12 protein-coding genes are annotated in these 13444 nt (G+C 42.2%); 5 read left to right on the top strand and 7 right to left on the bottom strand.

Going from position 1 to position 13444, the window contains the following annotated elements:
* Window positions 1-31: 31 nt before the first annotated feature.
* From AAEY72_RS07715 to AAEY72_RS07690, 6 genes are all read right to left on the bottom strand, one after another.
* A complete protein-coding gene (locus tag AAEY72_RS07715) occupies window positions 32-1720 on the bottom strand; it encodes an MFS transporter (protein ID WP_352310110.1) in 1689 nt (562 codons plus the stop codon).
* 193 nt (window positions 1721-1913) lie between these two features.
* Window positions 1914-2549, bottom strand: coding sequence for a glutathione S-transferase family protein (locus tag AAEY72_RS07710; RefSeq protein WP_201592867.1), 636 nt, complete (start codon window positions 2547-2549; stop codon window positions 1914-1916).
* A 30-nt stretch (window positions 2550-2579) separates the two neighbouring features.
* Window positions 2580-3257 carry a type 1 glutamine amidotransferase domain-containing protein gene (locus AAEY72_RS07705; RefSeq protein WP_010201076.1) on the bottom strand — a complete coding sequence of 226 codons (678 nt, stop codon included), beginning with the start codon at window positions 3255-3257 and terminating at the stop codon, window positions 2580-2582.
* Between the two features lie 174 nt (window positions 3258-3431).
* Window positions 3432-4481, bottom strand: coding sequence for an NADPH-dependent curcumin/dihydrocurcumin reductase (gene curA, locus AAEY72_RS07700; RefSeq protein ID WP_352310109.1), 1050 nt, complete (start codon window positions 4479-4481; stop codon window positions 3432-3434).
* A gap of 336 nt (window positions 4482-4817) precedes the next feature.
* On the bottom strand, window positions 4818-6029 hold the full coding sequence (locus AAEY72_RS07695; protein WP_352310108.1) for an iron-containing alcohol dehydrogenase: 1212 nt from the start codon (window positions 6027-6029) through the stop codon (window positions 4818-4820).
* Window positions 6030-6288: 259 nt separating this feature from the next.
* Window positions 6289-6891 carry a TetR/AcrR family transcriptional regulator gene (locus AAEY72_RS07690; RefSeq protein ID WP_189584752.1) on the bottom strand — a complete coding sequence of 201 codons (603 nt, stop codon included), beginning with the start codon at window positions 6889-6891 and terminating at the stop codon, window positions 6289-6291.
* Window positions 6892-7268: 377 nt separating this feature from the next.
* Here AAEY72_RS07690 and AAEY72_RS07685 point away from each other — a divergent pair, with 377 nt between their 5' ends.
* Window positions 7269-8753, top strand: coding sequence for an aldehyde dehydrogenase family protein (locus AAEY72_RS07685; protein WP_352310107.1), 1485 nt, complete (start codon window positions 7269-7271; stop codon window positions 8751-8753).
* Window positions 8754-8877: 124 nt separating this feature from the next.
* On the opposite strand, the gene AAEY72_RS07680 is transcribed toward AAEY72_RS07685, so the two are convergent.
* The gene (locus tag AAEY72_RS07680) at window positions 8878-9126 is read right to left on the bottom strand and encodes a hypothetical protein (protein ID WP_010201084.1); all 249 of its coding nucleotides are present in this window, start codon (window positions 9124-9126) and stop codon (window positions 8878-8880) included.
* A gap of 198 nt (window positions 9127-9324) precedes the next feature.
* Here AAEY72_RS07680 and AAEY72_RS07675 point away from each other — a divergent pair, with 198 nt between their 5' ends.
* The 4 genes from AAEY72_RS07675 (at window position 9325) to AAEY72_RS07660 (ending at window position 13328) form a co-directional block, all read left to right on the top strand.
* Entirely contained in the window at window positions 9325-10692 is a 1368-nt protein-coding gene (locus AAEY72_RS07675; RefSeq protein WP_352310106.1) for a DASH family cryptochrome, read from the top strand.
* Window positions 10693-10761: 69 nt separating this feature from the next.
* Window positions 10762-11199, top strand: a complete 438-nt coding sequence (locus AAEY72_RS07670; protein WP_352310105.1) for a DUF3429 domain-containing protein — start codon at window positions 10762-10764, stop codon at window positions 11197-11199.
* 304 nt (window positions 11200-11503) lie between these two features.
* Window positions 11504-12745, top strand: coding sequence for an NnrS family protein (locus AAEY72_RS07665; protein ID WP_352310104.1), 1242 nt, complete (start codon window positions 11504-11506; stop codon window positions 12743-12745).
* Between the two features lie 70 nt (window positions 12746-12815).
* A complete protein-coding gene (locus tag AAEY72_RS07660; RefSeq protein WP_352310103.1) occupies window positions 12816-13328 on the top strand; it encodes an Rrf2 family transcriptional regulator in 513 nt (170 codons plus the stop codon).
* The last annotated feature ends 116 nt before the right edge of the window (window positions 13329-13444 follow it).

Raw genomic sequence — 13444 nt, 5'->3', positions numbered from 1 at the left:
AAGTGAAAAATCACTCATGCAATAAAAGGCATTATTTTGGTTCACGCATTTTTGCAATAACAGCAAGCTCTTTGGCCAGAGGATTGCGTTTGTGATAACGATAGTAAAAATAATTGAGTAATAACATAGCAGTAGCCACAGTTGATAGAATGGCCATGATAAAAAACAAATCACCATAAGCGGAGACCGTTGCTTGGCGCTGAATCCCTTGCAAAACTTGGCTTATTGCAACTACATTCGCTTGCGCTGCGTCCGTCGTTTGGTTTGACAATACACTACGAGTACCAGCAATTTGAGCACTGAACGTAGGATCACCCAAATTCAGTGAGCTGACCATATCGGCATAATGCACTTGCGTACGAATGGTTGTAAATGCCTGAATTGCCGCTGCACCTGCCAAGCCGCCCACCGTTTGTGAAATACCAAAAATAACGGAAAAACTAATAATATAAGCAGGACCACTGGCAATCGCACGCAAAAATCCTTCAAAAACCAGAGGCCCCATAAAATACACCGCGGCAAATGCAATCAAAAATTGGCTGAGATAAAACATATAGGGTGCAGAATTAATAGACACACCCACATCCATCCAAGAGCCTAATGCAATCAATGCCACTGCAAAAATAACGGGTCGACGTAAATCCATCGGATTGGTGCTAAAAATACTAATCACCAAAGCCAACACACTGGCAGCCAATATGACCGCATAAAAAGTAATGAGCTGATCATTACCATAGCCTAAGTTGGCAAGTAATCCTGCCGCACCGACATTTTGCTCAGATAGCAAAATTCGCATGACAGCGCCCGTAATCATAAAAGCGATAATATTGCGGCTACGCATCCAGCGAACTTGCAGCATTGGGTTTTTGCGATGCGTTTCAATCCATAAGGCGATGCTGATTCCAATAATGGCAATCATCAGTGGATAGACAAGCCAAGGTGTCGTCCACCACAGAATCCTACCTTGCACCAAAATGACCGCTAATGCAGCCAGACCACTGGCAAAAAACCCAAAGCTGAGAAAATCGAGTTTCTCAAATACTTTTTCTGTATTACCTGGTGGTAGCTCTAAGATGTTAATCAGCCCAAAGCAAATCAGTGCCAAACCAAATTGGAATAAAAACAAGTTTTCGAGCTGACCATCGATGGTGAGGTAGGGCGAGATGATGCGGGATAATGGAATACCGAACTGTACCAAGCCAAAGCCCAATATTAGGCCACTAGTACGTTTGACAGTTGGCATACCTTGCAAGCAATAAAATAAGCCCAATATGGTCATGCCACTGGCCACCATACCGCTAAGTCCCCTTGCGACAATCTCTAGGTAATAGGGCTCGATGCCAATGTTAGGCGTATCTAATAAGTGACTACTGATCAGCCACTGTAGACTCGTGGCGGCTAACAGAAAAAATAGGGTGATTTTACTAAACAGTGACATGCCAAATTGTTGGCGAATTTTGTACAGTAGAACGGTAATACAGGCATTGGTCATATTGTAGCTGACAGATATCCAACCACCTTCCGCAGGCGTTAATCCCAATTGGCCTTGAATTTGAGTAAGATTTGCGACAAGTAGACCATTTTGGAAGCTGGCTGTGAGACCAACGAAAATTCCAATCAGTAAATAAAATACTTTACGGCGTACAGGATGGTCAGGGTTGGCTGGAGAGCCCACCATCATTGGTTGTTCGTGGGGCTTAAACTGGTATTCAGTACTCATGGTCGTATGATGATTTGTGTGAGTGAATAGAGTAAGGACATGGTACAGCTCCCCTATGATTGGCGGCGCTAGCTGAGCGTGTCAGTAACTGATCTTAGTACAGTTATTAATGGAATAAAACCACAAAAATAGCCCAAGATAGACTTGGGCTATTTTATCATATTTTTTATTGAGCATTTATTATGAAGCGTGTTTACGCTTGCTTTGACTCGTCATGCTCAGCTTCAAGATTCATCGCACGTTGATAGCTATCAAGACTGGCCAGCTTTTCAGCATATTGTTTAATATGTGGATAAGCGTCTAGTTTTTGACGTTGAGCAAGAATAATCAAGTCAAACGACAGCATAAAATCAGCACCGCTCAATTTATCACCCACAATAAACGACTTACCCTCAACTGAGGTGTCCAGATATTTGAACAGTCGGGTTTTTTCTATCTCTATATAACCGTTCAAAAACTCATTGTCATTGATACCTGCTTTTTTGGTAAACAATTCAAGCATCAATGGCAACATCAGCGAGCTTTCAGCAAAGTCAATCCACTGTAGATAATGCCCGTAATCGGTGCTATCAGGAGCAGGGCGTAGACGATCTGGCGCAAAGCGTTCGATCAAGAGCTCAGTAATGGCCCCTGACTCCGAGTATATTTCACCATCCATTTCAATGACCGGTGATTTACCAAGAGGATGCACAGCTTTTAAGCTATCAGGTGCCAGATGCGTTTTAGCATCGCGCTGATGACTGACGATCTCATAAGGGACGCCAAGCTCTTCTAAAAGCCATAAAGTACGTAGCGACCGTGATTGGTTGAGATGGTGTAAACGAATCATAATAGTAGCCTTTTTACTTTGTTAATTAGATCAACCGTTAAGCTTTGCCATTAGACGCTTAGCTGCTTCTTCTGACGATGCTGGGTTTTGACCTGTGATTAACAAGCCATCTTCTACCACAAACGATTCCCAATCAGCCGCTTTTTCGTAATTACCGCCATTGGCTTTAAGCGCATCTTCTACTAAGAAAGGCACTACATCTGTAAGGCCAACTGCGTCTTCTTCTGAATTGGTAAAACCAGTAACGGTTTTGCCTTTCACTAGGTACTCACCATCAACTTTGACGTTTTTAAGCGCGGCAGGAGAGTGACAAACAAAAGCAACAGGCTTATCTTGTTTTACAAAGGTCTCGATCAGATTGATAGAGTTTTCATCAACTGCCAAATCCCACAATGGGCCGTGACCACCAGGGTAAAAGACTGAATCAAAGTCTTCAGCTTTCATATCAGCCAGTTTTTTGGTGTTGGCTAAATGCTCTTGAGCGTCTTTATCATCTTTAAAACGGGTGGTATCTTTTGTTTGCGCATCTGGTGTGTCGCTACTAGGATCTAGCGGTGGCTGACCACCAGCAGGAGAGGCGATCGTGACATTGGCGCCAGCATCAAGAAAAGCATAGTAAGGTGCGGCAAATTCTTCTAGCCAAAAACCTGTTTTCTTACCAGTATCGCCCAATTTATCGTGTGAAGTTAGTACCATTAAAATATTCATGATTGTCCTTATTTATTATTAACGTTGTTTTTAAATGATTTATTGTTAGCAGCCATCTTTAACCAATCGTACTTAGTCAATAATAGCGATGACTGCCAACAGTATTCATGGTTAAGATGTCATTTTCAGTGGTTGTCTTAACAAATTATGTTGTTAACTCGTTATCCAATCGATTTATTCGACATCAGATACTTTTACGACGGTCTTACCAAAGTTATCACCATTGAGCATGTCAACGAAGGCATTTGGTGCATTATCTAAGCCATCAGCAATATATTCTTTGGTTTTGACATCACCTGATTCTACCCATTTGCTCATGGTTTCTAAAAATTCTGGGAAGTGATCGCCATACTCTTCAAAGATGATGAAGCCTTTGACGGTTAAACGGTTGGCCAATACTTGACCCATTAGCATACCCAAGCGGTCTTTGCCGTCAGGTAAGTCAGTGGCGTTATATTGTGATACTAGACCACATACTGGGATACGGGCATGCGCGTTCAATAGTGGTAATACTGCATCGAACACTTTACCGCCAACATTTTCGTAATAGATGTCGATACCATCTGGACATGCTGCTTTTAGTTGCTCAGCGAAATCATCGGCTTTGTGATCGATACAGACATCAAAGCCAAGCTCGTTGATCGCAAAATCACATTTTTCTTTGCCGCCTGCGACACCGACAGTGCGCAGACCATATTTATTACCCACTTGACCGACAGTTGCACCGACAGGACCAGTAGCCGCTGCGACAACCAAAGTTTCGCCTTTTTGTGGTTTGCCGATATCGGTCAAACCCATATAACCAGTAAAGCCTGGCATACCTAACACGCCTAAGCCGTAAGAAGGGTTTGACATATTTTTGTCTAGTTTAAGCACACCTTCGCCATCGCTGACGCTGTAATCCTGCCAGCCTGAGTTTGAGACCACTAAATCGCCTTTAGAGAAACCATCGACATTGGATTCAACGACTTGAGCGACTGTGCCGCCCATCATGACATCACCAACTTCTAAGGGATCAGCGTAGCTTTTGGCATCGCTCATACGTCCGCGCATATACGGGTCTAATGATAGATAGACCGTACGCAGTAGCATCTCATTGTTATTGGGTGTTGGGATGTCGCTAGTAGCCATGTCAAAATTTTCAGCTTTTGGCTCACCAGTAGGACGACTGGCCAGTTTGATTTGACGATTTTTTTGTTGGTTTTGTTGTTTTTCAAAGCTCATAGTAAAGCTCCTTTTTTATTTATTGAGTGTTGATTGTCAGTTAATGACTAATACTTAGAAAGTTAACTGTTTAATCATTGGGTATTGCATAGCCATTTTTTAATAGTTATTGGCTAATTACTGATTGAAAACTAATGACTGATTAAGAGGGCAGTAACTACTCACTGTTGAATAGTTACTTTTATTTTCACGATACTGTTATTTTCATGGTAATTTTATTTTGACGGTACTTTTATTTTCACGACAATATCATTTCGGATAGTGTCATTTAAAGGAGGACAATCACAAACAAATACTATTTAACCTAACATCGCATTTGTCTGCTGTATTCATTGTTTACGAAGCCTTGCTAGTAACCGCACGGTCCAAGATGCGACGTGATACATCAAGATCGTTTTTGCCGTGCTCACCCAGCTTGACCATGTTATGAGCTTCAAGTTGTTTGATAATAGGATCAATGGCAGCATTGTCTAAATCAACATCTTCTAAGCTTACTGGCAAGCCAAGCTCGCGGAAGAAGTTTTCAGTGTTGACAATCGCTGTCTCAATGATGGTGTCATCATCTTGGTCAGTATCGATGAGGTTCCATACGTTGCGTGCATACTGAAGCAATTTCTCTTTTTTGCTTTCTTTTAGCTCGCGCATCACTGATGGTAAAACGATGGTCAATGTACGTGCATGATCGATAGCGTGCAATGAAGTCAGTTCATGACCAACCATATGCGTCGTCCAATCCTGTGGCACACCAGTACCAATCAGACCATTCAGTGCCATGGTCGCTGTCCACATAATGTTTTTACGCGTTTCCATGTTTTCTGGGTCTTTTTTGACTGCTGGACCTTCTTCAATCAGAATTTTCAGCAAGCTCTCAGCAAAGGCATCTTGCACTTTTGCATTGACTGGATACGTTAAGTATTGCTCCATCACATGGACGAAGGCATCGGCAACGCCGTTCATTACTTGACGCTCAGGCAAAGTCAATGTCTTAGTAGGATCTAAGATTGAGAACTTAGGAAAGGCAAGTGGGTTACCAAACGGTAGTTTTGCTTGGCGTTCGCTATAGTTAACAACGCCGCCAGAGTTCATCTCTGAACCAGTCGCTGGGATAGTCAAGACTGCACCTAGGTCAACGGCAGAGTCGATATTTCTGCAATAGCTTGTCAAGGCATCCCATGCTTGATCGCGTGAGACAGTACCGTCTTCTTCTGTTAATGAAGCCACAAGTGCCACGAACTTACTACCATCAATGACCGAACCGCCACCGACTGCTAATAAGAAATCAATATTGTGCTCGTTAACCATGTCAGCAGCTTTTAATAGTGTGACAAATTCTGGATTTGGCTCAATACCACCAAACTCAAAGACAGTACGGTTTCCGCTCGCAGACAAAGCATCTTTTACTTCGTCTAATGTACCAGTGCGCTGTGCTGAACCGCCACCGTAAGTAATAAGAACACGGGCATCAGTAGGAACTAGATCTGATAATTGCTCAATTTGACCTTCACCAAAAACGATACGTACTGGGTTGTAATATTGAAAGTTATTCATAATTTTCCTAAAAGTTGTAGAGTGTATGTCTGAAATTAAAAGCTAAAATTCGTGATGCTTGTTTTAAACATCTGCAGGCATTGTACATTAATTAGACCGGTCGTCTAGTATTTTCTGTAAATAATTACAAAAGTATCGTAAACCAAATGATATGAATCCAATGAACTGTTATTTACTATTAAGGTGCTTTTCACTTAAGGCGCTTTACATTGAAAACACCTAGTGATTGAGACCAGCGACTGAGAATAGATAACGACCGTTAGCGCCCCATTTGTGAAGTCGTCATTTGCCAAACTTCCGCAAGCGGCGTATTGGTTTGACTGGTCTTAGCGATTAAGCTGGCTCCGAGCCATGCAAAATACCAGCGCTTAGCCATACTCTCGGCAGCGATATTGTCAGGCTGTGGTACAGAACCATCGACCCAGCCCGCTTTTATTTGTGTGGCTAGCCAAGTGACGGTCTGCTGATAGCCAGCATTTAACGCCTCACGCATCGTCTCTGACATGTCTGCCACCTCGGCGCTGAGCTTGACGACCAAGCATTTCTCGTGGTCACAGCCATTCTGTTGGGTGTCGTACCAATTCTGAAAATAGTTATACAGTTTTTGCTGCGCACTCACATCTTGCCCGCCGATCGCTTCTAAACGATTCTTATAATTGACAAAATAGTGACTGATAATCGACTCGCCAAAGGCTTCCTTTGAGGCAAAGTAATGATAAAACGAGCCTTTGGGTACCCCTGCAGTATCCAATATTTGCTTGATACCAACAGCGGTAAAGCCTTTTTTGGCTATTAATTGGTAGCCAGTCGCAAGTAAATGAGCTTTGGTATCGGGTGTAGTAGTGTCTGTTATGTTAGACATAGGTAGGATGTTCTCCTTTAGTAGCAGTATTTATATAAGATAGTCAGCGTTCATTTGAACGTCATGTTGATAGCGTATTGTAATAGGATATATTTATAGGTGTTACGTTTTATCAACAATATTTACTGACAAAATAGTCTTGTTTTATTGATAGCTATGGTAGCATTAGACCAGTCGTCTAGCAAGGTAGGTTTTGTTGTTATCCGTTATCACAGCGTCTCTATTTTAAATGATGGCTTTTAATTAATGGTTTAACCATAACTTCAGACTTACTACTTATAAGATATGCTTTTAATTGAGATATCTCCGACTTAATAATTTTATTCAAATAATCGAAAATAAACATTCAGCACAACAAACCAAAAATAAGGCTAATTATGTCAACCAATAATACAACTACCAGTGCATATACTGACTTCCATTTGCAGTTCATCGCTGGTGAATGGCAAACAGGTAAGGACGATAGCAGCAATACTAATACCAATCCCTATAATGGCGATACGCTCGTAGAAATTCAGCAAGCGACCAAGGATCAGCTTAATGAAGCATACGATGCTGCGAGCCAAACTCAAGAAGCATGGGCTAAGCAAACGCCTGCAACGCGAGCCGCAGTGTTATATAAAGTGGTCAACATACTAGATCAGCGCCAAGAAGAAATCGTTGATTGGCTAATCAAAGAGTCGGGCAGCACCCGTATCAAAGCGATGGTCGAATTCAGTGCGACGCGTGCGATTACGCTTGAAGCAGCGACATTCCCTAATCGTGTCCATGGTGAGATTCGCCCATCGAATACTCCTGGTAAAGAGAACTTTATTTATCGTGAGCCTATCGGTGTGGTAGCAGTTATTAGCCCATGGAACTTTCCGCTACATTTGACTCAGCGCTCTATCGCACCAGCCCTAGCGCTTGGTAACGCAGTGGTACTTAAGCCTGCTAGCGATACGCCAGTGACAGGTGGTTTGCTATTGGCCAAAGTATTTGAAGAAGCAGGTCTGCCAAAAGGTCTATTAAACGTGGTGGTCGGCTCAGGTAGCGAGATAGGCGATGCCATCGTTGAACACAAAGCGCCAAGCCTAGTGTCGTTTACAGGTTCGACCTCAGTGGGCAAACGTATCGGTGAGCTAGCAAATGGTGGTGAATACATCAAACAAGTGGCACTAGAGCTTGGCGGTAACAGCCCATTTGTGGTATTAAAAGATGCTGATATCGAGCAAGCAGTAAAAGCGGCTGCCTTTGGTAAGTTTTTGCATCAAGGTCAAATCTGTATCGCGATTAACAGAGTGATTGTTGAAGACGAGATATATGATGACTTCGTAGCGCGTTTCTTAGCGCATGTCAAAACATTGAACGTCGGTGATCCTAATAAGCAAGACACTGCTGTTGGTCCGATTATCAATGCCAAGCAAGTTAAATCACTCAAAGAAAAAATTGCTAAAGCGCAGGAAGAAGGCGCAAAAATGATACTAAGTGGCGAGATTGAAGGCCAAGTAGTACCACCGCATATCTTTACTGAAGTGACTCGCGAAATGGATCTATCACGTAATGAAGTGTTTGGACCACTGGTCGGTATCATCCGTGCTAAAGATGAAGACGATGCACTATCAATCGCCAATGATTCTATGTATGGTTTGTCTAGTGCCGTGTTCACTGCTGATATGCAAAAAGGTCTGCGTTTCGCTCGCGGTATCAGAGCTGGCATGACTCACATCAATGACATCTCAGTCAATGATGAGAGCAATACGCCATTCGGTGGTGAGAAAAACTCAGGTATTGGCCGCTTTAATGGCGAGTGGGTACTTGAAGAGTTCACCAGAACACATTGGATCTCAATGCAAAATGAGCCACGTGAATATCCGTTCTAATTGTCTTAAATTAGCTATTAAATCTAGCTGATAGCTAATAAAAAAGACCGCTTTGATAGCGGTCTTTTTTTGTGTGATATTTGGCAACTTACTGAGAATGATGTATCTGAAGTTAGTCAATAACTCATCTGGCATGAAAGCCCAGTAATCCTTCAATCTCTTCAATAGTCATACGTCTCACCAGTGCTTGTTCTTCTACCGACAAGCGATTGGTATGTTCTTTTATCATCGTATGAATACTCCGCGATATCTCAGAGGTAGTCGCGTAATACATTTGAGGCTGCTCTTTTGTCAGTCTCATCAAAAATCGATTAATAAGTTTACGCTTTTCATCTGATTTATTTTCTTCAGTCGTAGTATTATTTTGAGTCATGATGTTCTCCTAGAGGTAAGCCATTTAAGCAGTCAGACACATGAGAGTCAATGCTTATAAGTGGTTTCTGGGGCTGAGCGCATTGCCTTACAAGTATTAGGTTAGCATCAAAGTTGAATGCTAAGTATGTTTTACACTGTATACGATATTTCAAGGTTAAAGACTAAAATAAGCGTTAAACAGCCAGAAGGATAGGGTATGTCAAATCAGGCAGCGAACAACTCAGAGAACAACAATGTCACATTGGTACTATTTCATAATGACTTGAGAGTGGCGGACAATGCCACTTTATTGAAAGCATCTAAGATATCCATTAATGGAAAGCTGCTATTGGTTTACGCGTCATCGTTGACAGATATATTAGATGATAAAGACCATTACGATGCCTATCGTTACGACAGTATTGGCCAAGCCCGCCAGCAGTTTTTGCATGAGAGCTTGGCTGATTTAAATGCGTCACTGATACAGCGTGGTAATAGATTGCTGTATTTACAGAAAGGCGATGAAGCATTGAACGTCTTTACTCAGTTGAGTAATCTAATAGCGCAGCAACAAGTGACAGATATCTGCATCAGTCAAACGGCAGATTATAATCAAAACAAAGTATATGACCTTTTACAGGCGAAATATCCAGAGATACAGTGGCACATTCAAACAACAGCGACTTTGTTTGACGAGTTACCTCTAGAGCACTTACCCAAAAGCTTTACACAGTTTCGTAAACAAATCGAAGCCGATTATGATTTGCTGCATGCAAAGAAAGATATAGCTACTTATCCAACGCCAGAATCGCTCTCGCCAATGCCTAAGGCCATGCTAAACAGAAGCGAATACTTTTTTGCAGCACAGGTATTTGATAAGCAAGTACAGCAACAATCTAATTTTAAAGGTGGTGAGTCAAGCGGCTTGAAGCATTTAGATGCTTATTTTGACTCCGATGCACCTAGCACTTATAAAACCACCCGAAACGCGTTAGATGACTGGACACATTCTACGAAGTTCTCCGCATGGCTGGCAAACGGCTCACTATCTGTAAACACAATATTGAATCGTCTACGTCGCTATGAGCGCGATATTATCGCAAATGACTCTACCTACTGGATTTGGTTTGAGCTGCTATGGCGTGAGTATTTCTATTGGTATGCTGTCACCCATCAGGAAAAGTTATTTTGGTTTAAAGGTATCGGTCAGCACGCGCCTTTAACTCAATTGGACAAAAATCTGTTAGCGCAATGGAAAAACGGTACAACATCGTATCCTATCGTCAACGCTTGCATGAACCAATTGCGCACGACAGGCTATATGTCGAATCGCGGGCGACAACTGGTTGCTAGCTGCTTTATCCATGAGCTAGGGCTTGATTGGCGTTACGGGGCAGCTTACTTTGAGCAACATTTGGTTGATCATGATGTTGGCAGTAATTGGGGCAATTGGCAATATCTGGCAGGCGTGGGCGCTGACCCAAGAGGATGCAGACAATTTAATCTCGACAAGCAAACCCAGCAATATGATCCAAACGGTGAATTTATTCGTCAGTGGCAAGGCAACACTCAAAAGAGTGATTAATGTATGTTGAAAACTTCCACTCAACAGGTGACAACTATTATTAGACTAATCATAAGATAGGTTTAAACGATGAAAAAGCCCAGTCCTTATCTAACTTTTGCAGGTACGATTCCATTTATAGCCTGTGCATTTTTATTGATGGTAGAGGTTGTTACCGTGCCTATACTTGGCTCAGTAGCCAATATATTAAGTGCTTATGGTCTAGTAATTGCATCGTTTATGGCAGGCGCGCATTGGGGTAATCATTTGAACTTGGCTGATGACCATAAGTGGGCTGTTAAACTTCCTATCTACAGCAATGCCATTGCGCTTGGCCTTTGGCTTGGTTTTTTGAGCTTATCAACCAGTAGTTTTATTTGGCTATTAGTGATTGGTTTTATAAGCCTGCTAGTTATCGATTATAGTCTGCATCGAGCTCAGATTATCAGTCATGCTTACTTTAAAATTAGGCAGTATGTCACGGCGATAGTGGTCATGTCGTTAGTCGTTGCAGCATTACAGTTGTAAGTGGTATTAACTAAGTCATGGCCAAATAATAGTCAGTTGGCTTTCTCTATTTTTATATAGTCAAATCCATATAAATCCGCTACATCGTCATCCTAGCTAAGCATACTAATGTATAACTTGCGCTCGGTTTCCTTGTATCGAAATTATTTGAATTCAACTATACTTGAGATTTTGCTTCTAGAGATTTCCGTAGGCGCTGCACTTTAATGGATAGAATATTTCAATAATCAGACTAAATAACTATAACATTCATTTAAAATGAATGTTATAGTTAAAGCCATCTATATTCTCTAAGAAGATGGCTATGCAATCTATCAAGTTACCTAGCAAACCACCAAGCTCTCCGCATCCTATCCTTAATTTGAGCTTTCGCATATTTTTCAGCGCTGCTGCGCTATTTGCTGTGGCAACGATGCTGCTATGGGCTTTTGTGTTTACTGGTCACACGGATATCGATGCACAGGTATTGAATCCGTTGTATTGGCATGGTCACGAGATGATTTATGGTTATGCACTCGCAGTGATTGCTGGGTTTTTGCTAACAGCGGTGAAGACTTGGACAGGGGTGATGATGCCGCATGGTTATAAGCTACTGGCAATCTTTACTTGTTGGTTGCTAGCGCGTTTAGCATGGTTGGCTTTTGGGATTGGCGTCACCATTGCAGGAAGTAGTGCATGGCTATTATATGCAGCGGCACTATTTGATATGTTATTCATCGGAGCGATGGCCTTTGTCATATGTCGTGCAGTGCTACAAGTCAAGCAATACAAACAAATGGGGATTTTGGCAAAGCTGGCGCTATTAACATTGGGCAATGGGCTGTACTACTGGGGCATTATTAGTGCTGATATGGCCATTACCAAGATAGGCATTTATCTTGGGTTCTATTTGATCATCGGGTTAGTGCTGACGATTGGTCGACGGGTAGTTCCTTTCTTTATTGAGCGCGGATTAAGTGGGGGTGGTACAGACAATGTAACGCTACGAAATAGTAAAATTCAAGATATTGCCAGCTTGGCTTTTTTCTTCGCTTTTTTTATGGCTGATTTGTTTTATCCTAATAAGTACTTGCTGACGATCACGGCACTTGGCGTAGCCATGGTCAATATCATTCGTTTGCTAGGATGGTATAATCACGGTATTTGGCAAAAGCCATTGTTGTGGTCATTGTATATTGCGTTTTTAGGAATGTGTCTGAGTTTCTTATTGTATGCATTACAGCCTTGGCTCGGTTATCCGCACAGCATTGCTATGCATGGACTGGCAATTGCTGGTGTTGGTATGATGACCGTGGCGATGATGACTAGAGTATCGCTTGGACACACGGGTCGCAGTATTCATCAGCCACCAAAAACGGTAAACGTTATGTACGGTTTGATGGTCTTAGTATTTATCAGCCGAGTGTTATTACCGCTGGTTGATATGAGTCATTATCTAGCATGGATTATGGTGGCTCAAAGCGCGTGGATTGCTTGCTTTGTATTATTTTGCATCAGTTATTTGCCGATGCTGACACGACCGAGACCAGACGGCTTATTTGGGTAACGTGCTTTAGCTCATCAATGTTGAAACCGTAAAATTTTAATACTCTCAAATCAGACAGGAGCGTGAATCAATGCGATTAACCAATTATAGTGACTACGCACTGCGCTCATTAATTTATTTAGCAGTGAAGCCAGATCAGCACTCACTGTCTAATATCAGTGACATAGCAGACAGCTATCATATTTCTAAGAGCCACTTAACTAAGATTATTCATCAGCTGGGTCAGCTTGGGTACATTGATAGCGTTCGTGGCAAAAATGGTGGTATTCGGTTGGCTTACGCCCCAAAAGATATCAACTTAGGCGTACTGATTAAACAAATCGAACCAGATTTTGCGTTGGTAGAATGTTTTGCCGCGCAGTTGCCCAATACCGAGACAAAACCTCATTCAACAGGCTTACCCATCACCTTGATAGCGGAATCAGCGCCGCCGCCTACTTTGGGCTGTGTAATTAGTCCAGTCTGCCAATTAAAAGGGGTGTTTTTTGAAGCGCTCACTGCTTTTATCACCGTACTTGAACGCTATACGTTGGCAGATATCATCAATAATGAGGACGAGCTGGCGACCTTGTTATCTAGATAAGGTTGTAGCTACCTCAAAACATAAAAAAGGGCTACCAAAATGAACTGACCCCCGAAACTTGGACGGTTTAATTAAAGATAGGACTGAGCTCTGTATTGTACAGGGCTCAGTCCTTT

Origin of the sequence: Psychrobacter sp. W2-37-MNA-CIBAN-0211, assembly GCF_040309405.1 — a bacterium.
Classification (GTDB): domain Bacteria; phylum Pseudomonadota; class Gammaproteobacteria; order Pseudomonadales; family Moraxellaceae; genus Psychrobacter; species Psychrobacter glaciei.
The sequence above is the reverse complement of the archived record's forward strand: the minus strand, read 5'-3'. Positions and strand labels throughout refer to the sequence as shown.